The organism is Actinophytocola sp. (assembly GCF_035634895.1).
Classification (GTDB): Bacteria; Actinomycetota; Actinomycetes; order Mycobacteriales; family Pseudonocardiaceae; genus Actinophytocola.
This window is the reverse complement of sequence record NZ_DASQCC010000263.1, coordinates 1-20,759: the sequence shown is the minus strand read 5'-3', so window position 1 is coordinate 20,759 and position 20,759 is coordinate 1. Positions and strand designations below refer to the sequence as shown.

General features: G+C 69.7%; 23 protein-coding genes. 10 read left to right on the top strand and 13 right to left on the bottom strand.

All coding sequences use genetic code 11. The features are described from left to right. Nucleotides 1–108: 108 nt before the first annotated feature. Nucleotides 109–585, bottom strand: coding sequence for a MarR family transcriptional regulator (locus tag VET29_RS40565; RefSeq protein WP_324931630.1), 477 nt, complete (start codon nucleotides 583–585; stop codon nucleotides 109–111). 58 nt (nucleotides 586–643) lie between these two features. Here VET29_RS40565 and VET29_RS40560 point away from each other — a divergent pair, with 58 nt between their 5' ends. Both VET29_RS40560 and VET29_RS40555 read left to right on the top strand, forming a co-directional pair. Next, nucleotides 644–1,282 (top strand): NAD(P)-dependent oxidoreductase, encoded by a 639-nt coding sequence (locus VET29_RS40560; protein WP_324931627.1) that lies wholly within the window; start codon nucleotides 644–646, stop codon nucleotides 1,280–1,282. Nucleotides 1,283–1,355: 73 nt separating this feature from the next. Next, nucleotides 1,356–1,736: a hypothetical protein gene (locus tag VET29_RS40555; RefSeq protein ID WP_324931624.1), complete on the top strand. Its 381-nt coding sequence runs from the start codon at nucleotides 1,356–1,358 to the stop codon at nucleotides 1,734–1,736. Here the strand turns inward: VET29_RS40555 and VET29_RS40550 are convergent. From VET29_RS40550 to VET29_RS40520, 7 genes are all read right to left on the bottom strand, one after another. Continuing rightward, entirely contained in the window at nucleotides 1,717–2,154 is a 438-nt protein-coding gene (locus VET29_RS40550) for a nuclear transport factor 2 family protein (protein WP_324931621.1), read from the bottom strand. The two genes, VET29_RS40555 and VET29_RS40550, sit on opposite strands and share 20 nt — an antisense overlap. After that, nucleotides 2,151–3,017: a TIGR03619 family F420-dependent LLM class oxidoreductase gene (locus tag VET29_RS40545; protein ID WP_324931617.1), complete on the bottom strand. Its 867-nt coding sequence runs from the start codon at nucleotides 3,015–3,017 to the stop codon at nucleotides 2,151–2,153. The genes VET29_RS40550 and VET29_RS40545 overlap by 4 nt, the downstream gene beginning before the upstream one ends. 46 nt (nucleotides 3,018–3,063) lie before the next feature. Beyond that, a complete protein-coding gene (locus tag VET29_RS40540) occupies nucleotides 3,064–4,218 on the bottom strand; it encodes a thiolase domain-containing protein (RefSeq protein ID WP_324931614.1) in 1,155 nt (384 codons plus the stop codon). A gap of 109 nt (nucleotides 4,219–4,327) precedes the next feature. Next, nucleotides 4,328–5,368, bottom strand: coding sequence for a thiolase domain-containing protein (locus tag VET29_RS40535; RefSeq protein ID WP_324931611.1), 1,041 nt, complete (start codon nucleotides 5,366–5,368; stop codon nucleotides 4,328–4,330). Continuing rightward, nucleotides 5,365–6,372, bottom strand: coding sequence for a Zn-ribbon domain-containing OB-fold protein (locus VET29_RS40530; RefSeq protein ID WP_324931608.1), 1,008 nt, complete (start codon nucleotides 6,370–6,372; stop codon nucleotides 5,365–5,367). Before VET29_RS40530 ends, VET29_RS40535 begins: the two co-directional genes overlap by 4 nt. Nucleotides 6,373–6,417: 45 nt before the next feature. Then, a complete protein-coding gene (locus tag VET29_RS40525) occupies nucleotides 6,418–6,669 on the bottom strand; it encodes a hypothetical protein (RefSeq protein ID WP_324931605.1) in 252 nt (83 codons plus the stop codon). A gap of 2 nt (nucleotides 6,670–6,671) precedes the next feature. Continuing rightward, the gene (locus VET29_RS40520; RefSeq protein WP_324931602.1) at nucleotides 6,672–7,010 is read right to left on the bottom strand and encodes a DUF6247 family protein; all 339 of its coding nucleotides are present in this window, start codon (nucleotides 7,008–7,010) and stop codon (nucleotides 6,672–6,674) included. A gap of 102 nt (nucleotides 7,011–7,112) precedes the next feature. Between VET29_RS40520 and VET29_RS40515 the strand changes: the two genes are divergently transcribed. After that, nucleotides 7,113–8,153: an LLM class F420-dependent oxidoreductase gene (locus VET29_RS40515; RefSeq protein WP_324931599.1), complete on the top strand. Its 1,041-nt coding sequence runs from the start codon at nucleotides 7,113–7,115 to the stop codon at nucleotides 8,151–8,153. Nucleotides 8,154–8,174: 21 nt separating this feature from the next. Then, nucleotides 8,175–9,713, top strand: coding sequence for an acyl-CoA synthetase (locus VET29_RS40510; protein WP_324931596.1), 1,539 nt, complete (start codon nucleotides 8,175–8,177; stop codon nucleotides 9,711–9,713). Nucleotides 9,714–9,972: 259 nt separating this feature from the next. On the opposite strand, the gene VET29_RS40505 is transcribed toward VET29_RS40510, so the two are convergent. Beyond that, a complete protein-coding gene (locus tag VET29_RS40505; RefSeq protein ID WP_324931591.1) occupies nucleotides 9,973–10,743 on the bottom strand; it encodes a crotonase/enoyl-CoA hydratase family protein in 771 nt (256 codons plus the stop codon). Nucleotides 10,744–10,802: 59 nt separating this feature from the next. Here VET29_RS40505 and VET29_RS40500 point away from each other — a divergent pair, with 59 nt between their 5' ends. From VET29_RS40500 to VET29_RS40485, 4 genes are read left to right on the top strand one after another with little or no spacing between them, the layout of a single operon-like run. Then, nucleotides 10,803–12,425 carry an acyl-CoA synthetase gene (locus VET29_RS40500; protein ID WP_324931588.1) on the top strand — a complete coding sequence of 541 codons (1,623 nt, stop codon included), beginning with the start codon at nucleotides 10,803–10,805 and terminating at the stop codon, nucleotides 12,423–12,425. Nucleotides 12,426–12,472: 47 nt separating this feature from the next. Continuing rightward, entirely contained in the window at nucleotides 12,473–13,570 is a 1,098-nt protein-coding gene (locus VET29_RS40495) for a nitronate monooxygenase family protein (protein ID WP_324931585.1), read from the top strand. A 2-nt stretch (nucleotides 13,571–13,572) separates the two neighbouring features. Then, entirely contained in the window at nucleotides 13,573–14,103 is a 531-nt protein-coding gene (locus VET29_RS40490; RefSeq protein ID WP_414636732.1) for an NUDIX domain-containing protein, read from the top strand. Further along, nucleotides 14,100–14,639: an NUDIX hydrolase gene (locus tag VET29_RS40485; RefSeq protein WP_324931579.1), complete on the top strand. Its 540-nt coding sequence runs from the start codon at nucleotides 14,100–14,102 to the stop codon at nucleotides 14,637–14,639. Before VET29_RS40490 ends, VET29_RS40485 begins: the two co-directional genes overlap by 4 nt. A 129-nt stretch (nucleotides 14,640–14,768) precedes the next feature. Here VET29_RS40485 and VET29_RS40480 read toward each other — a convergent pair whose 3' ends face one another. Genes VET29_RS40480 through VET29_RS40465 form a run of 4 tightly spaced genes read right to left on the bottom strand, consistent with a single transcriptional unit; the run spans nucleotide 14,769 to nucleotide 18,887 of the window. Then, nucleotides 14,769–14,972: a DUF5302 domain-containing protein gene (locus tag VET29_RS40480; protein WP_324931574.1), complete on the bottom strand. Its 204-nt coding sequence runs from the start codon at nucleotides 14,970–14,972 to the stop codon at nucleotides 14,769–14,771. 4 nt (nucleotides 14,973–14,976) lie between these two features. After that, nucleotides 14,977–16,569 carry a long-chain-fatty-acid--CoA ligase gene (locus VET29_RS40475; RefSeq protein WP_324931571.1) on the bottom strand — a complete coding sequence of 531 codons (1,593 nt, stop codon included), beginning with the start codon at nucleotides 16,567–16,569 and terminating at the stop codon, nucleotides 14,977–14,979. Nucleotides 16,570–16,580: 11 nt separating this feature from the next. Beyond that, nucleotides 16,581–17,702, bottom strand: a complete 1,122-nt coding sequence (locus tag VET29_RS40470; protein ID WP_324931568.1) for an acyl-CoA dehydrogenase family protein — start codon at nucleotides 17,700–17,702, stop codon at nucleotides 16,581–16,583. Between the two features lie 6 nt (nucleotides 17,703–17,708). Continuing rightward, the gene (locus VET29_RS40465; protein ID WP_324931564.1) at nucleotides 17,709–18,887 is read right to left on the bottom strand and encodes an acyl-CoA dehydrogenase family protein; all 1,179 of its coding nucleotides are present in this window, start codon (nucleotides 18,885–18,887) and stop codon (nucleotides 17,709–17,711) included. Between the two features lie 92 nt (nucleotides 18,888–18,979). Between VET29_RS40465 and VET29_RS40460 the strand changes: the two genes are divergently transcribed. Further along, nucleotides 18,980–20,062: a Zn-dependent alcohol dehydrogenase gene (locus VET29_RS40460; RefSeq protein ID WP_324931561.1), complete on the top strand. Its 1,083-nt coding sequence runs from the start codon at nucleotides 18,980–18,982 to the stop codon at nucleotides 20,060–20,062. Beyond that, a partial coding sequence (locus tag VET29_RS40455) for an SDR family NAD(P)-dependent oxidoreductase (RefSeq protein WP_324931558.1) occupies nucleotides 20,062–20,759 on the top strand: 698 nt, incomplete at its 3' end. The genes VET29_RS40460 and VET29_RS40455, both read left to right, overlap by 1 nt.

Here is a 20,759-nt window from a genome sequence, read left to right as displayed (position 1 = left end):
TACCGAACTGTGGTTTCGTGCAGACCGTCCCTGGCCGGATGTGCACGAACCCGCAGTTCGGTGTGTCTGAACGCGGGACTCGCTAGGTGTGAACGCGGGACTCGCGGGTCAGGTGTCGGACAGGTGGGTGGTTTCCTGGTGGCTTGCTGTTGACGCGCGGGTCAGGAAGTCGGCGATGACCGTCAGTTCCTCGTCGGTGTAGGTCGCGCACAGGTTGTCGAGTGCGCGGTTCATGCCGCTGTACAGGGCGAAGACCTCGGTGACTCGTTCGCTGCGCATGCGTAGGACCACGCTGCGGCGGTCCAGTGGGTCGCGTTCGCGGGTCAGCCAGCCGCCCTTCGCGAGGCGGTCGAGCACGCCCGTCATCGTCGCGGGGTGCCGGGCCGCCTGCCTGGCCAGTGCCGACGGGCCCATGGGGCCGAGCCGCGCGAGCAGCTCCAGCAGGTCGAGATCGCCGTCGCGCAGCTCCAGGCGGCCGCCGATCCGGCGGTTCAGCAGCGCCAGCTCCGTGCGGAGGCCGCGTACCGCGTCCTTGACCGTGTTGACGAGCCGCCGTCGCGCCCGCCCGTGTGCTACGTTCGTCATATAGTATGGTTTCCATATCGTATCTGGGGCGTATGGAAATATAACGCGGGAGGTCACGATGAAGCTCGCCGTCTTCGGGGCGACCGGTGGTGTCGGCACCCAACTGGTGAAGCTCGCCCTCGATCAGGGGCACACGGTGACGGCCGTGGTGCGCGACCCGGCCAGGTTCACGGTGCCGGGCCACGAAGCCCTGACCCTGGTCACCGTGCCCGACCTGGCCGACACCGAACGTGTCCGGGCCGCGGTCGCCGGCAGCGACGCCGCGCTGTCCGGCGTCGGGCCGGCCACCAGCAAGGACGTCACGGCCGCGTCCGTGCCCACCCGGCACATCCTCGCCGCGCTGGAGAGCGCCGGGATCGAGCGGTTCGTCGCCGTCAGTGCCGCGCCGGTCGGGCCTGTCCCCGAGGGTGACAGCTTCGTCAACAAGCGCATCGTCTACGCCATGACCCGGCGGTTCTTCGCCGGCATCTACGGCGACCTGGCCGTCATGGAGGGCGATATCGCGACCAGTGGTCTCAAGTGGACGGTCGTGCGGCCGCCGAAGCTGACCAACAAAGGCGTCGGCGAGTACCGGATCGCGATCGGCGACAACGTCCCGCGCGGGATGTTCGCGTCCCGCGCCGAGGTCGCGCACGCCATGCTCGCGCTCCTCACCGACGACCGCGCGATCGGCAAAGCGGTGGGGGTTGCCCGATAGGGCGGTGGCCGGTTCCCCTTCTGCCGTCCGCGCGAGGCGGGTGGACACCGGGGCGCCGGGGCACGCTGGGCAGGTGGTTCGCCGTCTCCCCACCGTCATCGCCGTCGCCGTCGTGGCCGGCGCGCTGGCGGCGTGCAGCGGCCCCAACCCGGCCACCCACTTCTGTGAGGACTACGGCGAAGCGGTCGGCAAGCTGTACGTGGACGCCGCCAACTACGAGGCCGCGCCGGCCGAGTTCTCCGCGACCGCCGCCGCGGCCATGGACGACCTGTCCCGCCTGCGCGCACCGGACGACCAACTGCGCCGGGCCCTCGACTCGGCACGCTTCGCGCTCACGGTGTTCAGCGAGGACGCGTCGTTGGCGGACTTCCTGTCCCGCACGGACTTCGCGCAGGACGACGTCGTGAAGTCGTGTGCGGAGCACGGAGTCGAGCTCAAACCTGCCGCAGGGTAGCCATCGCGCGCTCGGTCTCCCAGAACGCCCGCAACGACAAGACCAGCCCGTCGTCGTTGACCCGGTAGACGAACACGCCATCGGTGTCCACAACGGACCCGCCGGGCAGGTACGAGGTGATGGTCCCGACGTTCGCGACCTCGTTGCCGGCCGCGAACGAGTCGCGGATCTCGAACTCCATCCGCTCGGTGATCCCGATCGTCTTGTCCCAGAACGCGGCGATCGCCGCCGGCCCGCGATGGCCGTCGCCGGTCGGGTCGAACATCGACTTGCCGACCGGGTCCTCGATGACCGCGTCCTCGGCGAACAGTGCCAGCCACTCCTCCTTGGCGCGGCGGATGACCGCGTCCATCGAGCGGCGGGACGCCGTGCGTGCCGGATGCGTGGTCTCCGGACCACTCCAGGTGACCGCGGTCATAGCTTCCCCATGATCTCTTCGGCGAACCGTTTCATGCCGTCCTTCTTGGCCTGCACCGGCGCGTCGAACCCGACGCCGTAGAACACCCACGGCACCACGATCGCGTCCGTCACGCCGATCTCGGCCAGCTGCCGGTAACCGTCGAGCCCGAACCTGTCGACGCACACGGCCTGGATCTCGAACGGGCCGGAGCGGTCGTACTCGGCCCGCAGCTTCCCGAGCCGGTCGATGACCTCGCGCAGCTCGTCGTACTTGATCATCGCCGAGGTCCAGCCGTCGCCGACCCGGGCCGCACGCCGCAGCGCGGCCTCGGTGTGCCCGCCGACGTAGAACGGCACCGGCTCGGTCGGCTCGGGGCTCATCCGCAGCTTGTCGAAGTCGTAGTACTTCCCGTGGTACTCGACCATCCCGCCGCCGAGGATGAGCTTGAGCACGTCGATCGCCTCGTCGGCGCGGGCGCCGCGGTGGTCGAAATGCCCGCCGCACCACTGGGTCTCCTCCGGAGACCACCCCAGTCCGACGCCGAGCCCGAAGCGGTTGTTCGTGAGCACCGCGGTCGAGCCGACCTGTCGCGCCAGCAACACGGGGTTGCGTGGGTTCAGCTTCAGGACCTGGGTGTAGAAACTGATGCTGGACGTCACCGCGCCCATCGACGCGGCCGCGACGAACGGGTCCACCCACGGCGTTGTCTCGTTCCAGAACCGGCTGCCGTCCTGTGTGTACGGATACTTCGCCGAGACCGTCTCCGAGAAGAACAGGGAGTCCGGCAACGCGATCGATGCGTAACCCCACTCCTCGGCCGTTCTGGCCAGCTCGCCGAGCTGGTCGAGCGGGCTCAACGCGACACCGACGGTGAACTTCATGCCGCCACCTCGAGTCCTGAGTGCTGGTTCGCTCCGCAAGCTCCGCTCATGGCTTCTCCGCTCCGACCACCCACATCGAGAAGTACTGTGACCCGCCGCCGTACGCGTGCCCGACGGCGATGCGTGCGCCGTCCACCTGGTGGTCGCCGGCCCGGCCCATCACCTGCATGGCCGCCTCACCGAACCGAAGCATGCCTGACGCACCAATGGGATTGGACGACAGCACGCCACCGGAAGGGTTGACCGGCAGCCGTCCACCCAGCTCGGTCTCGCCGGACTCGGTGAGCTTCCAGCCCTGGCCTTCCTCGGTGAAGCCCAGGTTCTCCAACCACATCGGCTCGAACCACGAGAACGGCACGTAGAGCTCGGCGGCGTCCACCTGCGACAGTGGGTCGGTGATGCCGGCGTCCCGCCACAGCGCGGCGGAGGCGTCCCTGCCGGCCTGCGGGTTGACCTGGTCGCGTCCGGCGAACGTCGTCGGCTCCGTACGCATCGCGGTCGCGTGGATCCACGCCGCCGTCCTGCCCTTCGCGGCGTTCTCGTCGCCGAGCACGATCGCGCAGGCGCCGTCCGAGGACGGGCAGGTCTCGTCGTAGCGGATGGGATCCCACAGCATGGCCGACGCCTGCACGGACTCCAGCGTGATGTCCGCCTGCCTGAGGTGCGCGAACTGGTTCTTGGCCCCGTTGCGCCGATCCTTGACCGCGACGAGCGAGCCGATGTGCGACGGCGCGCCCGAGCGGCGGATGTAGGACCGCACGTGCGGCGCGAAGTAGCCGCCCGCCCCGGCGCCGACCGGCATGTGGAAGGGCACCCCGATCGACAGCGCCCACATGGCGTTGGACTCGGACTGCTTCTCGAACGCCACGGCCAGCACCCGCGAGTGCTCGCCGCCGTGCACGAGACTGGCGGCGACGTTGGCGGTGGAACCGCCCACCGAACCGGCGGTGTGCACCCGCAGCAGCGGTTTCCCGGTGGCGCCGATGGCGTCCGCGAGCATCAGCTCGGGCATCATGACGCCCTCGAACAGGTCCGGCGCCTTGCCGAGCACCACCGCGTCGATGTCGTCGAACGTGAGGCCGGCGTCGGTGAGCGCGCGGTCGATGGCCTCCCGGCACAGCCCGCCGATGGTCACGTCGAGCCGCTTGCTGCGGTGGTGGGTCTGGCCGACGCCGAGGACCGCGGCACGTTGCTTGGCCATCAGGTTGCCTCCTCACCCGCTCCGTGGCACCGGAACGCTCCGCTGCTCCGGTGCTCGCCGCGGCCGCGGATGCCACCTGAGCATCGATGATTCGCTCCGCAAGCGCCGCTCATTCGGCCTCCAGTACACACACGAGGTTCTGCTGTAGCGCGGGTCCGGCGGTGGCGTGCGCGAGAGCACGTTCGCCGGGTCTGATGCGGGTCGCGGCCTCGCCGATACGGGCCAGCCCGGCCGCGAACATGGGGTTCCCGGCGAGCGGGCCGCCGGACGGGTTGATCGTGACCTCGTCGCCGAGCCCGAGTGCCTGGCGCAACAGGATCTCCTGGTGCGTGAACGGGGCGTGCAGCTCGGCCAGCGTCACACCGTCGGTGTTGGCGGCCTTCGCGGCGGCCACAGTGGACGGTGAGGTGGTGAGGTCACGCGCGCCGAGATGCGCCGACTCGACGCGGTGCTGGATGCTGGCGACCCGGGTCGGCCGCTCGCAGAGATCCCTGGCCCGCTCGGCCGTCGAGAGGATCACGACGGCGGCGCCGTCGGTGACGGGCGCGCAGTCGTGCTTGCGCAGGGGATCGGCCGTGTACGGCCGTTCGAGCAGCTCGTCGGCGGTGACCTGCTCGTAGATCTGGGCTTTCGGGTTGGCGGCCCGGCTGCGCACGGCGACGTTGGCCATGTCGCGCTCGGTCCAGAGCCCGGCGTCGAGCCCGAGCCGCGCCTGGAGCCCGGCGACACTGATCGAGTCAGGCCACAGTGGACCGACGGTGTAGGGGTCGAGCTGGAGTGCGAGAACCCGCCGAAGCTGTCCGGCCGAGGACTTGCCGAAGCCGTAGACGAGCGCGGTGTCGACCTCGCCGGTGCGGATCTTCACCCAGGCCTCGTACAGCGCCCAGGCGGCGTCGGCCTCCACGTGTGACTCGTGGATCGGCGGGAAGGCGCCGATGGCGTCGACGGCGGCGATGAAGGAAAATGCGCGCCCCGCGAGGTAGTCCGAGGAGCCGGAACACCAGAAACCAATGTCCTTCTTGGACAGTCCGGTGTTGTCGAGCGCCTCCTTCATGATGGGGACCAGCATCTCGACGCCGTTGGTGGTGCCGTGGGTCTCGCGCACGTTGGGTGCCTGCGCGAAGGAGACGATGGAGACGTCGGTGCTCATAGGTGCCCCGCGTAGCTGTCGTACGGCGCGTCCGGTTCGCCGGTGGGTTGGAAGTGGTCGATGTTCTCGAGGGTGGTGCCCCACTGGTCGCGGGGTTTCCAGACCGCCTCGACACGCATGCCCATGCGGACTTCGTCGGCGGCGCAACCGAGGACGAGGTGGAGGAAGGCGATGTCGGCGCCGTCGAGGAGGATGTAGGCGGCCACGTAAGGAGGTTTGATGCGCTGGCCGAGGAAGGGCACGTTGACGATGCAGAACGTGGTGACGATGCCGCGGTCCGGGAGCTCGATCTCGTCCTCGGTGGGCACGCCGTCGGTCGGGCAGGCGCCGCGCGGCGGAATGTAGACCTTCTCGCAGGCGGGGCAGCGCTGGCCGAGGAGCTTTCCCTGTTCGAGGCCGCGCAGGTACAGACTTTCCTCTGGTGAGGCCGAGTGCATGTAGTGCAGGCGAACCGGCGTGGTGATCATGCTGATGTCGTCGACCGGTTGCGGCTCCACCTCGGATGCCTCGGCCGCATCGGATGTCTGGGGCGCTTCGGATGTCTGGGGTGCTTCGGATGTCTGGGGTGCTTCGGAGGTCTCGGGTACGAAACACTCGATGTCGCGAATGCCGTTGCCCGCTGTTTCGGCCCACCGGACCCGAACTCGCATGCCGGTGTGCACGTCACCCGCGTCGACGGCGTGGAGCATGGGCGTGTCGGCCCCGTCGAGCAGCACGAACGCCCACGCGAAGGGATGTTCGAGTGGTTGCCCGGCAAGGGGTTCCGGCTGCCAGCACCAGGTGGTGACGGTGCCTGTCCTGGCCACCTCGACGAGGTCGGTGAGGGGCTCGGCGGTGACGGGGTCGTACTCCGGGGGTGGTACGTGCACTCGTCCGTCTGTGCCGCGCGCCCCGAGAATCCGCCGCTGAGCAAGCCCGGTGACGAACCGACTCAGCGTCGGGCCAAGCGACCGGGTGTAGTCGAACCCAATGTCAAGCGGCGCGGACAACGGTGCCTGGGTCACACCCAGAGTGAAACACGTTCTACTTTGCTCGGCAAGTGCTCCAGCTCAGTCGAACCACATCACCTTCAGCACGTCCACGCGAAGCTGGTCGTCGAGGATGAGGTAGGTGACCTTTCCGCGTCCATCGCCGAACATCAGCGTACGCATGGCGCCGTCCGGCTTTTCGCTGTTGTACGGGATCCCGTTCCACGGCACCAGCTTGAGGACGTCGAGGGCTTGGGCATAAGCGGACAGGCCATCTACGGGCAGTGCGGCGATCTGGTCAAACGCGGCACCGTCCGTGTCGATGCGATACAACGTCAGCGACCCAGGCGCTCCCGAATCAGGGCCTGCACGTCCGCTAATGGAACGGTTCCCGGCGGGAGTTCTCCGGTGCGGTTGATCCGCTCGGCGCGCGCGAGCCACTGGCGGTATCCCTCGTGGCCGAGATCCTGTGTGATCTCCGCGTGGACGCGCCAGGTGGCCAGGGTGCTGAACACTCCGCCGAGATCCTGCGCCTTCGCGGCCTCGGACATGGCGTTCTGCCAGCTGGCGTCGAACTCGCCCTGCTCCTCCGGGATCAGCGCGGCGCGGATCTGCTTGGGGGAGGCGTCCCTGAAGCTCCTTCGTGGAGGCGGCTCGACGGCGTCCGCTGTCATGTGCGCAGCATACATGCTCGCAACTTACTTGACCTGCGGAAAATCGACCTTGTATCGAACGGGTGATCTTTTCGTTTGTGGAACACGTTCTACGATGCTGGCATGAAGCTTGGACTGCAGCTCGGGTACTGGGGCGCCGGCATGCCCCCCAACGCGGCCGAGATGGTCGTCGCCGCCGATGAGGCCGGGTATGACGCCGTGTTCACGGCCGAGTCGTGGGGCTCGGACGTGTTCACGCCGTTGGCCTGGTGGGGGTCGGCGACGCGGAACGTTCGCCTGGGTACGGCCGTCGCGCAGCTGTCCGCGCGGACGCCCACCGCCGCGGCCATGGCCGCGCTCACCCTCGACCACCTTTCCGGCGGCAGGGCGATTCTCGGCCTCGGCGTGTCCGGTCCGCAGGTCGTCGAGGGGTGGTACGGCGCCCCGTTCGGCAAGCCGCTCGCCCGGACCCGCGAGTACGTCGGCGTCATCCGGCAGGTGCTCGCTCGCGAGGCCCCCGTCGCCAACCCCGGGCCGCACTACCCCCTGCCCTACACCGGCCCGGGTGCCGACGGGCTGGGCAAGTCGCTCAAGCCCATCACCCACCCCCTGCGCCGGGACCTGCCCATCTGGCTCGGCGCCGAAGGTCCCCGCAACGTCGCCCTCGCCGCCGAGATCGCCGACGGGTGGCTCGCCGTCTACTACTCCGACAAGCTCGCCGAGCAGTACAACACCTGGCTCGACGACGGCTTCAGCAGGCCCGGCGCCCGCCGCTCCCGTGCCGACTTCGAGGTCGCCGCCAGTGTCACCGTCACGGTCACCGACGACCGGGCCGCCGAGTTCGACAAGCACCGGCCGATCATCGCGCTCTACGCGGGCGGCATGGGTGCCGAGCAGAAGAACTTCCACGCGGACCTGTTCCGCCGCATGGGTTACGCCGAGGTCGTCGACGAGGTCACCGCGCTGTTCCGGGCCGGGCGCAAGGCCGAGGCGGCCGCCGCCGTGCCGGACGAGCTCGTCGGGGACGTCGCGATCATCGGCAATCCGGAACAGGTGCGGGCGCAGGTCAAGCAGTGGGCGGACCGCGGCGTGACCATGTTGATGATCAGCCCGCGGACCGTCGACGAGGTGCGGGCGGCGGCCACGGTCCTTGCCGATAACTGAAACACGTTCTAGTGTGGGTTCGTGGCCGAGACCGGACTGTGGAACATCGCCCGTGAGCAGCCTGACCTGACCGCCGTGGTCGACCCGGACGGCCGGCAGGTGACCTACGCCGAGCTGGCCGCCGCGGCCGACCGTTACGGTCGCGGCTTCCAGGCGATGGGGCTCGAACCCGGCGACGCCGTGGTGTTGTTGCTGCCCAACGGGATCGACCTCGTGTCCGTCTACTTCGGCGCCTTCCAGACCGGCCTGTACGTCGTGATGGCCAACTGGCACCTCGTCGGCGCCGAGGTCGCGTACCTCATCGAGGACAGCGGCGCCAAGGCGTTCATCGCGCACGAGCGGTTCGCCGAGACGGCGACCGATGCCTTGCGGCGCACCGGAGTCCGCGGCTTCGGGGTCGGTGACCTGCCCGGCTTCACGCCGCTCGCCTCGCTCGGCGAGGACGAGTCCGGCCGCCCGGACGTGCGCACCGCGGGCTCGCCGATGCTCTACACGTCCGGCACGACCGGGCGGCCCAAGGGCGTGCGGCGCCCGCTGACCGGTCAGGACCCGGACCAGACGCCGCCGCAGGCCGTGTGGTTCTTCGGCATCTTCGGGCTCCAGCCGTTCGACGGCCACGTGCACATCTGCGGCTCGCCGCTGTACCACACGGCTGTGCTGAACTTCGTCGCCAACTCGATCCAGCTGGGACACACGGCCGTGCTGATGGACCGCTGGAAGCCGGAGGAGATGCTGCGGCTGATCGAGAAGCACCACGTGACCCACAGTCACATGGTGCCGACGCAGTTCCACCGCCTGCTCGACCTGCCGGAGGACGTCCGCGCGAAGTACGACGTGTCGTCACTGCGGTGCATGATCCACGGCGCGGCGCCGTGCCCGCAGGAGGTCAAGCGGCGGATGCTGGACTGGTGGGGCCCGGTGGTCGTCGAGTACTACGCGGCGACCGAGGGCGGCGGCACGACGATCATGGCCGACGAGTGGCTGCGCAAGCCCGGGTCGGTGGGCCGCGCGTGGCCGAACTCGGTGGTGAAGGTGCTGGACGACGCCGGCGAGGAGGTCCCGCCGGGCACGACCGGTCTCGTGTACATGCGGATGGGCGCGTCGTCGTTCGAGTACCACAAGGACGAGGAGAAGACGAGGGCCGCGCGCGTCGGTGACCTGTTCACGTTGGGGGACATCGGATATCTCGACGAGGACGGCTACCTGTACCTGTGCGACCGCAAGGCCGACATGATCATCTCCGGTGGGGTGAACATCTACCCGGCGGAGATCGAGAACGAGCTGGCCGTGCACCCGAAGGTCGCGGACGTCGCGGTGTTCGGCGTGCCGAACCCGGACTGGGGCGAGGAGATCAAGGCGGTCGTCCGCCCGGCCGACGGCGTGTCACCCGACGGTGACCTGACGGCCGAGCTGCTGGCCTTCGCGAGCGAACGGCTGGCGAAGTTCAAGCTCCCCAAGTCGATCGACTACGTCGACGAGCTGCCCCGCGACCCGAACGGCAAGCTGTACAAGCGAAAGCTCCGCGACCCCTACTGGGCCGACCGCGAACGCGCCATCTGACCGGCTGGGACTCGGGTTGGCCTCCGGCCCCCGGGTTCCAGCCTACGGCACGGTGCCGACAGAACCCGGTCGGTGAGTGGCGAGCTGTGGACAACCTCGCCCCTGTGGACAACCGCCTGTGGACAACGCTGTGGACAGCTTCGCGGCAGTGTCGGTGTGCGACGGTACGCTGGATTCCGGGGGCCGGAGGCTGCCCCACCGGCCCTCGGACCTACCGCGCCTCGGGCCTACCGACCATCGAACCCTCTGGCCTTCGAACCTACTGGCCCTCGAACCTCGGCTTGCGCTTCTCCATGAAGGCCTTCGGGCCTTCCTTGGCGTCGGCGCTGCGGAAGACGGCCATGCCGTTGCGGGCGTCGATCTCGAACGCCTCGTTCTCCGGCATGCCCTCCGTCTCGCGGATCGTGCGGAGCATCGCCTGGACCGCCAAGGGGCCGTTCGCCGCGATCGTGCGGGCGATCTCCAGTGCCGTCGCCAGCGCCTGGCCGTCGGGGACCACATGACCGATCAAGCCCACCTGTAGCGCCTCGGGTGCGCGCAGGTGCCGGCCGGTCAGCAGGATGTCCGCCGCCAGCGTGTACGGGAGCTGTCGCGGCAGCCGCACGGCCGAGCCGCCCAGCGGGTACAGCCCCCAGCGTGCCTCGGACACGCCGAAGCGGGCGCTCTCACCCGCGACGCGGATGTCGGTCGCCTGCAGGATCTCCGTGCCGCCGGCGATGGCCGGGCCCTCGACGGCCGCGATGAGTGGCTTGGTCAGGCGGCGGCCCTTCAGCAGCGGCTCGATCCGGGCCGCGTCGAAGGAGGTCTCGCCGGGATGGCTGGTGGTCATCGCCTTCAGGTCGGCGCCCGCGCAGAACGCGCCGCCCGCGCCCGTGAGCACACAGCAGCGGATGGACGGGTCCTCGTCGACCCGGTCCCACGCCTCCAACATGATCTTGAGCATCTCGGCGGACAGCGCGTTGCGTGCCTCCGGGCGGTTCATCGTCACGATCAAGACGTGTTCGTCCAGCTCGACGAGGCAGTCGGCCAAGAGAAGTCACCTCCAGCAGAAGCATTGCCAGAAACGATAACACGTTCTAGTTTGGTCCCGTGGCCCTCAACATCGCGGACCTCTTCGAGCATGCCGTCGACGCCTTTCCGGACCGAGACGCGATCGCGTGCGGCGACCGCGTGGCGACTTTCGCCGAGCTGGAGGGGCGTGCCAACCAACTAGCCCATCACCTGGCCGAACAGGGTGTCGGCAAGGGTGACCATGTCGGGTTCTACAGCCGCAACAGCATCGAGGCGGTCGAGACGCTGCTCGCCGTCTACAAGCTGCGTGCGATACCCGTCAACGTGAACTACCGCTATGTCGAGAACGAGTTGCGGTACCTGTTCGACAACGCGGACCTCGTCGCGCTCGTCCACGAACGGCGGTACTCCGACAAGGTGGCCGCGGTGCTGCCGGACACGCCGCGCCTCCGGCACACGGTGGTCGTCGACGACGGCACCGACCTCCCGTCGGACGGCGTCGAGTACGAGGCCGCGCTGGCCGGACAGCGGACCGAGCGGGACTTCGAGGAACGCAGCCCCGACGACATCTACATCCTGTTCACCGGCGGCACCACCGGGTTCCCCAAGGGCGTCATGTGGCGGCACGAGGACGTGTGGCGGACGCTGGGCGGTGGCATCGACTTCTACACCGGCGCGTACCTGGCCGACGAGTGGGCACAGTCCGCGAAGGGTCGTGACTCCCACGGCATGACCCGGCTCCCGTGCGCGCCGCTGATCCACGGCGCCGCGCAGTGGGCGACCCTGCCCTCGCTGTTCTCCGGCGAGAAGGTGGTCCTGCTGCCGCAGTTCGAACCGCACGAGGTGTGGCAGGCCGTCGAGCGGCACAAGGTCCAGGTCATGACGATCGTCGGCGACGCGATGGCGCGCCCGCTGCTGGAGGCACTGCGCGAGGGCGGCTACGACGCCTCGTCGATCATCGCGTTCTCCAGCCACGCCGCGCTGTTCTCACCGTCGGTGAAGGAGCAGTTCCTCGAGGTGCTGCCGAACGCGGTGATCACCGACGCCATCGGCTCGTCGGAGTCCGGCTTCCAGGGCATCGGCGTGATCCTCAAGGGCACCAAGGTCGAGTCCAGCCTGCCCCGGGTGAACAGCGGACCGAAGACCATCGTGCTCGGCGACGACGGCAAGAAGGTCGCGCCGGGTGAGATCGGCTGGCTCGCGCGCGGCGGGCACGTGCCGCTCGGCTACTACAAGGACCCGGAGAAGACCGCGACGATCTTCCGTGAGGTCGACGGGGAACGGTACGTCGTCGCCGGCGACTACGCCCGGCTCGAGGACGACGGCACGATCACGTTGCTGGGCCGGGGAAACGTCTCGATCAACACCGGCGGCGAGAAGGTGTTCCCCGAGGAGGTCGAGGCGGCGCTCAAGTCCCACGACGGCGTGTACGACGCACTCGTGGTCGGGGTGCCGGACGAACGGCTCGGCCAGCGGGTCGCGGCGCTCGTGCAGCCGTGGGAGGGTCGCGAGATCGACTTCGCGGCGCTCGACGCGCACGTGCGGGAGCGGGTGGCCGGGTACAAGACACCACGCAGCGTGTGGATCGTCGAGCAGATCGGCCGTGCGCCCAGTGGGAAGCCGGACTATCCGTGGGCGAAGAAGCACGCGGACGAGCACGAGCCATCGTGGCGGGCGGCCAGTGCCGCCGCGGAAGCGTAGCGAGAAAGCCCGCTGCCGGACTGACGAGGGAAGGAGGCAGCCGGCTGATGAGCACAGCGAACCATTCAACGCTGTCTGAGAAATTCGGCATCCAGTACCCGATCTTCGGCTTCACGCCGTCGGAGCACGTCGCGGCGGCGATCAGCCGGGCCGGCGGGTTCGGCGTGCTCGGCGCCGTGCGGTTCAACGACCCGGCCGATCTCGACGCCGCACTGACCTACATGGACGAGAACACCGACGGCAAGCCCTACGGTGTCGACATCGTCATGCCGGCCAAGATCCCGACCGAGGGCACGCCGAAGGACCTGTCCTCGCTGGTTCCGCAGGGCCACAAGGAGTTCGTCGAGCGAACACTGTTGAAGCTCGGCGTGCCGCCACTGTCCGGGGAGTCCGGCTCGGGAGTGCTCGGCTGGCTGCACTCCGTGGCACGGTCGCATGTGGACGTCGCGTTGGGACACCGGATCTCGTTGATCGCCAACGCGTTGGGCTCACCGCCGGCCGACGTCATCGAACGGGCGCACGAGCACGGCGTGCCGGTCGCGGCGCTGGCCGGTACCGCGGCACACGCCCGGCGGCACGTCGACAACGGCGTCGATGTCGTTGTCGCGCAAGGCTATGAGGCCGGCGGGCACACCGGCGAGATCGCGTCGATGGTGCTCGTCCCGGAGGTCGTCGACGCGGTCGGCGACCGGGTGCCGGTGCTCGCCGCGGGCGGGATCGGCAGCGGTCGGCAGGTGCTGGCGGCGCACGCGCTGGGTGCGGCCGGGGTGTGGATGGGCTCGTACTGGCTCACCACGGCCGAGTACCAGCTGGGCGAGAGTCCGATCCAGACCGCGCTGGTGCGGGCGACGTCCAGTGACACCGTCCGGGCGCGGATCTACACCGGCAAGCCCGCGCGGCTGCTGAAGAACCGGTGGACACAGGCGTGGGAGGAGTCCGACGCGCCGGAGCCGCTGCCGATGCCGCTGCAGAACCTGCTGGTCAGCGAGGCGCACCAGCGGATGAACCAGGGCGGTGACCCGGAGGTCGTGGCGATGCCGGTCGGCCAGATCGTCGGCCGGATGAACGAGATCAGGCCGGTGGCGGAGGTCATGACGAGCCTGCTGGCCGAGATCGAGGACGCACGGGCCAGACTGAAGGTGTGAGCATCAGGACGCTGTCTTCCCGTGTGGTGTACTCGAACCCGTGGCTGACGCTGCGGGAGGACCAGATCGAGCGCGCGGACGGGTCGCGCGGTATCTACTCGGTGATTGACAAACCGGACTTCGCGCTGGTCATCCCGCTGGAGAACGACGGGTTCCACCTGGTCGAGGAGTACCGGTATCCGCTGGGTGAGCGGCGGTGGCAGTTCCCGCAGGGGGCGTTCCCGGACGGGGTGACGGGCACGCCGTCCGAGCTGGCGGCCGCCGAGCTGGTGGAGGAGACGGGGTTCACTGCCGGTCGCTGGGAGCGGCTGGGGTACCTCAACTGTGCGCACGGGATCACGGGACAGGGTTACGACGTGTTCCTGGCGACGGAGCTGACGGCCGGGGAGCCGCGCCGCGAGCTGACCGAGCAGGACATGCGGCAGGAGTGGTTCCCTCGGGCGGAGGTGGAGCGCATGCTCCGCGACGGCGTGATCACCGACGACTCGTCACTGGCCGCGTACCTGCTGTTCACGATGGGTGCCCGCGCGTGAGGGCGGTGTCGTCCCGGATGGTGTACACGAACCCGTGGCTGACGCTGCGCGAGGACCAGGTCGAGCGGATCGACGGCTCGCGGGGCATCTACTCGGTGGTGGACTCACCCGACTTCGCGATCGTCCTGCCGTTCGAGGACGACGGGTTCCACCTGGTGGAGCAGTACCGGTACCCGGTAGGCGCGCGGTCATGGGAGTTCCCCTCCGGCTCGTTCCCGGACGGCGTGGCCGGCACCCCCGTGGAGCTGGCGGCGGCCGAGCTGGGCGAGGAGACGGGCCTGACGGCGGGTCGTCTCGAACCGCTCGGCCGGGTGAACCCGGCCAACGGCTGGACAGGCCAGGCGGGTCACGTGTTCCTGGCGACGAACCTGACCCCGGGCGAGCCCCGGCGCGAGGCCACCGAGGTGGACATGCGGCAGGCGTGGTTCCCGCGGCCGGAGGTCGAGCGCATGCTCCGCGACGGCGTGATCACCGACGCCCCGTCCCTGGCCGCCTACCTCCTCTTCACCATGCGCGAGTCCCGCGTTCAAACGTAGCGAGTCCCGCGTCCGTACCTACCGAGTTGCGGTTTCGTGCGTTCCGCGCCGACCCAGGATCTGCACGAAACCGCAGTTCAGTGTGTTCGAACGCGGGACTCGCTGTGTTTGAACGCGGGACTCGCGGTGTCAGCCGCTCTTGCGGCGGAAGGTGCGCTTGGCGGCGACCGGGCCGTGGGCGTGGTCGACCTTGGAGCGGGAGTCCGCGTGTTCCTGGCCCTGGCGGTTCTGCGCCTGCTTGCGTTCCAGTGCCGCGCGGAACGCGGCCTTCACATCCTCCTGGGGCGTTTCTGTCTCGGTCTCGGCGGATGCGGGTTCCGGTGTGTCGGGCATGGGCTCAGGGTCGCACGGAGCGGGCGCCCCAGTCGAGCCGGATGGGGTCGCTGGATGGGGTCAACGGCTCGTACTCCAGCGCCTGTTCCGGGCGCCACCAGACGGGGTCGGGGGTGCGCCAGCGCTGCGCCGACAGCGTCCGCTTGAGCACCTTGAACGTGGCGGTCCGCGGCAGCCTCGCCGTCACGCGGAGGAAGCGGGGGACCTGTTTCGGGCCCAGGTCGGGCTGCGCCTTCAGGAACGACGCGAACTCCTCGGGGTCGAAGTCGCCCCGGTAGACCAGCGCGGCCATCACCTGGTCGCCGACGGACGCGTCGGGCACCGCGTACACCGCCGCCTCCGCCACCGACGGGTGGCGCAGCAGGACCCGCTCGATCGGCGCCGTCCCCAGGTTCTCCCCGTCCACCCGCAGCCACTCGCTGGTCCGCCCCACGAACCACAGGAAGTCCTGCTCGTCGCGGTACACCAGGTCCCCGCTCCAGAACTTGCCGTCGTGCAGGCGTTCGTTGTCCGGCTCGTTGTAGTAGCCCGCGAACATGCCCGCGCCGCCGGTGTTCACCAGCTCGCCGACCGCGTCCGGCGGGCACTCCGCGCCGGTGTCCGGGTCCAGCACCGCGAGGTGCTCGTCGAGGCGACCCAGCGAGCCGGCCGGCGTCCCGGGTGGCCGGGCCACCGTGATCCCGCCCTCCGTCGACCCGTACGCGTCGACCACCACACAGCCGAACCGCCGCGAGAACGCCTCGACGTCGCGCGGGTTCGCCTCGTTGCCGAACATCACCTTCAGCGGGTTGCTCGCGTCGTCCGGCTCCGGCGGCGTGCTGAGGACGTAGGAGAGCGGTTTCCCCACGTAGTTGGCGTACGTGACGCCGAACGCACGCACGTCGGGCAGGAAACAGCTTGCCGAGAACCGCCTGCGCAGTGCCAGCTGGGCGCCCGCCGCCAGGCCGACGGCCCAGCCCGCCATGATCGCGTTCGAGTGGAACATCGGCATCGCCACGTAACAGGTGTCGCCGGCGGCCAGCCCGTAGCGGGACGCCAGCAGCACGCCCGGCTGGGCGACCTTGTGATGGGTGACCCGCACGGCCTTCGGGTCCCCGCTCGTGCCGGACGTGAAGATCAGCATGAGCAGGTCGTCCGGCGTCGCCGGCGCGACCTCGAGCGGCGAGTACTGGTGCCGGTAGGCCATCACGTGCCACGCCGGCGAGTCGATGTCCAGCACGCGGGCGCCGATGTCCAGGCCCTGCAGCAGTTCCACGTACCGGCTCTCGGTGATCACGACCTGGCAGTCGGCCAGCCGGACGTCGCGCACCAGCGCTTCGCCCCGGCGCGAGGTGTTGAGCCCGACCAGTACCGCGCCGGCCAGCGCGGCGCCGCCGAGGAGGAACGAGAACTCCGGCACGTTGTCGAGCAGCACGCCGACGTGGAACGGGCCGGGCCGGCGCAGCGACCGCAGCAGCGCGGCCCGGTCGGCGCACTCCCGGACCTGGTCCTTCCAGGACCACCGCTGGTCCTCGAACGCGAGACCGGGGTTCGCATCGTCCGCGCGTGCGAGCAGCAGCTCACTGACGGTGGGGACCGGATCCCCAGGCGCGGTCATGCGAACCTCCTTCAGGCCGGCTCCGCGGCCAGTGTGGTGCCGATGCGGCGCAGCTGTGTGGTGGCGCCGCCGAGGCTGAACTCAATGCGTTTCGAGGCAACAAAATATCGATGCAGCGGGTAGTCCACGTCAATACCCACACCGCCGTGAACGTGCACCGCCGCATGGGCTATGCGGTGCCCGCCGTCCGCCGCCCAGAACTTCGCGGTCGCCACCTCGTTGTGGGCAGCGAGGTTTTCGGACAGTCGCCAGGCGGCCTGCCACAGTGTCAACCGGATCGCCTCGGCGTCGACGTAGCAGTCGGCGAGCCGCTGGCCCACCGCCTGAAATGTCGCGATCGGACGGTCAAATTGCACCCTGCCAGTTGCATACCTGGCCGTCAGCTGCAGGCTCTCGGTGCAGACCCCGGCCTGGAGGGCGCACAGGCCGACCGTGCCGCGGTTGACGAGCCAGTCGACTACGGCGGCACCGTCCGCGCCCAGCACGCGGTCCTCGCCCAGTGAGACGTCGTCGAGCTCCAGGACCGCCTCGGCGTCGCCGTCGACGATCCGCTGGCGGCGCACGGTCACCCCGGCGTCCTCCGGGGTGACGAGAAACACAGCCGGTCCAGCGGAAGTTTCGGCGGGGACAAGAAAAAGGTCGGCGACGGGTCCCGACGGAACCGCCGTTTTCGTGCCGTGCAAACGCCAGCGCGCAGATGCACCTGCACGTGACGCGACCGTCGCCGGCCTGGCCGGGTCGTCGCCGACCTCCTCCGACAGCGCGGCCGTCAGCACCATGGCTCCGTCGGCCGCGGGCGCCGCCCAGGCCGCCCGCTGCTCGTCGGTGCCGAACTCCGCGATCGCCGACGCGGCCTGGACGATCGAGCACAGATACGGCACGGGAGCGACCGTTCGGCCAAGCTCCACAAGCACCGCGCACTGTTCGAGCAGCCCGAGACCGCTCCCGCCCGCCGACTCCGGCAGTGCCGCGGACAGCACGCCGGCCTTCGCGAGGTCGGTCCACAGTGCGCGGTCGAAGCGGTCGCCGGTCGCCTCCACCTCCGTCAGCCGCGCCGGTGTCACGTGGTCGGCGAGAATCGTGCGGGTCAGCTCCGTGAGGTCGGCGACGGTGTCGTCGAACGAGAAGTCCATGGCCGTCTACCTTTTCGCCGGGGGCATGCCGAGACCGACGGCCGCCACGATGTCGCGTTGCACCTCGTTCGTCCCACCGCCGAACGTGAGGATGAGCGATGCGCGGTGCATGCGCTCGATCCGCCCGCGCAGCACCGCGCCCGGCGAGCCGGTCCGCACGTAGGCCTGCGGCCCGAGCACCTCCATCAGCAGCCGGTACGCCTCGGTCGCGAACTCCGTGCCGAACACCTTCGTCGCCGACGCGTCGGCCGGGTTCAGGCCCTTGTTCACGCCCCACGCGATCTTCCAGTTGATTAGCTTCAGGAACTCCGCCTTCGCGTGCACGCGGGCCAGGTGGATCTGCACCCATTCCTGGTCGATCACCCGCCGCCCGTCCGGCAGCTTGGTCTGCTGGGCCCACTCGCGCACGCCCCGCAGCGCCTCGCGGACCGGCGCCGACGACGTCAGCGCGACGCGCTCGTGGTTGAGCTGGTTGGTGATCAGCGGCCAGCCCCGGTTCAGCTCCCCGACGAGGTTCTCGACGGGAACCCGGACGTCGGAGTAGTACGTCGCGCTCGTCGTCGGGCCGGACATCGTGTGCACGGGCGTCCACGAGAAGCCCGGCGTGTCGGTCGGCACGATGATCATCGAGAGGCCCTTGTGCTTGGGCGCGTCCGGATCGGTGCGGCAGGCCAGCCAGACGTAGTCCGCGTACTGGATCAGCGACGTCCACATCTTCTGGCCGTTGATGACCCACTCGTCGCCGTCCCGGACCGCGCGGGTCCGCAGCGACGCGAGGTCCGTGCCGGCCTCCGGCTCGGAGTAGCCGATCGAGAAGTGGAGCTCCCCGGCGGCGATGCGCGGCAGGTAGAACCGCTTCTGGTTCTCGGTCCCGAACTTCATGATCGTCGGGCCGACCGTGTTGATGGTCAGGAACGGCACCGGCGCCCCGGCGACGGCCGCCTCGTCGGTGAAGATGAGCTGGTCGAGCATCGGCCTGGCCTGCCCGCCGTACTCCGCTGGCCAGCCGAGCGCGAGCCAGCCGTCGGCGCCCATCTGGCGCACGACCTCCTTGTACACGTCGCCGTCGCCGTAGTCACCGCCGCTGGCGAGTGCGTCGCGCCGCTCAGGCGTCATCAGGTCGGCGAAGTACGCCCGCAGCTCACGCCGCAGTGCCTCCTGCTCGGGCGTGTAGGCGATGTGCATCCACCCTCCCGTGTTGGTCCGCTCGCCGCGCTCACTACTAGAACACGTTCTAGGAATGTACTAGAGTCCGAGCCAAACGAGGAGGTCCGGCGATGAAGGCGGCTGTTCTCAACCAGATCGGGGACACCAAGCTCGAGCTGCGTGACGACGTGACCACCGCCGCCGTCGGCCCCCGGGAGATCCGCATCAGGGTTCGGGCCACCGGTGTCTGCCACAGCGACGTCTCCGCCATGGACGGCACGCTGCCCGCGCTGGCGCCGGGGATCGTCGGCCACGAGGGCGCGGGCGAGGTCGTCGAGATCGGCTCGCGGGTCACCGAGTTCCAGAACGGCGACCACGCGGTCCTCACCTTCGTCCCGCCCTGTGGCGACTGCGTCAACTGTGTCGGTGGGCGGCCGCACCTCTGCGCGATCCACGCCGTCGCCGCGTTCGTGAACCCGCGCTTCAGGATCGGCGACACGCCCGTGTTCGGGTACGCCGGCACCGGCACGTTCGCCGAGGAGCTGGTCGTACCGGTCGAGGGCGCGGTCCGGATCGACGACGACGTGCCGTTCGAGATCGCGGCGCTCGTCGCGTGCGGGGTGATGACCGGCGTCGGCGCGGTGATCAACACGGCGAAGGTGTCGGCCGGCTCGACCGTGCTCGTGTTCGGCTGCGGCGGGGTCGGCATCTCGGTCATCCAGGGCGCGCGGCTGTCCGGCGCGTCCCAGGTCGTCGCCGTCGACCCGCTCACCGAGAAGCACGAGGCCGCCAGGCACTTCGGCGCCACGCACACCGTCACGCCGGACGAGCTGCCGGGCCTGCACGCCTCGCTGACCGCGAGCCAGGGCTGGGACTACGCGTTCGACGTGGTCGGCGCGCCGGTGACCATCCGCGCCGCGTGGGACAACGCCCGCCGCGGCGGCACGGCCGTCGTGGTCGGCGCCGGGCGAGGCGACGCGATGGTCCAGTTCAGCGCGCAGGAGCTGTTCCTGCACGACAAGCGGCTGCTCGGCTCGTTCTACGGCGGCGCGGACGTGCGTCGCGACTACCCGCGCCTGCTGGCGCTGTGGCGGGCGGGCCGCCTCGACCTCGACAGCATGATCAGCAAGCGGATCACGCTCGACGAGATCAACGAAGGCCTACAGGCACTCAAGGACGGCGCCAACGTGATCCGACAGATTGTCACTTTCTGATGCTCAGCCTCGAAGGGAAGGTCGCGGTCGTCACGGGTGCTGGCTCCGGGCTCGGGCGTGCCGAGGCGCTCGCGCTTGCCCGTGCCGGCGCGGACGTCGTGGTCAACGACGTGGCGGACACCGGCGTTGTCGACGAGATCGAGGCGTTGGGCGCCAAGGCGGTGCTGGTCCGCGGCGACGTGTCCTCCTCGGACGCCGCGCGCGAGATCACCGGCACCGCGGTCGAGCGCTTCGGCGGGCTGCACGTGCTCGTCAACAATGCCGGCGTGCTGCGGGACCGGATGCTGTTCAACATGACCGACGACGAGTGGGACCTCGTCGTCCGAGTTCATCTGCGCGGCCACTTCCTGCTGTCCCGCAACGCGGCCGCGTACTGGCGCGGGCAGGCCAAGGCGAACGGCGGCACGACGTACGGGCGGGTCGTGAACACCACGTCCGAGGCCTTCCTGTTCGGGTCCGAGGGCCAGCCGAACTACGCCGCGGCCAAGGCCGGCATCACCGCGCTCACCGTCGCGACCGCGCGCGGTCTCGGCCGCTACGGCGTGACGGCCAACGCGATCTGCCCGCGCGCGCGGACGGCCATGACCGCCGGGGTCTTCGGCGATGCGCCGGCGGAGGGCGTGGATCCCCTGTCCCCGGACCACGTCGCGCCCCTCGTCGCCTACCTCGCCGCGCCGGCCGCCGAACGGATCAGCGG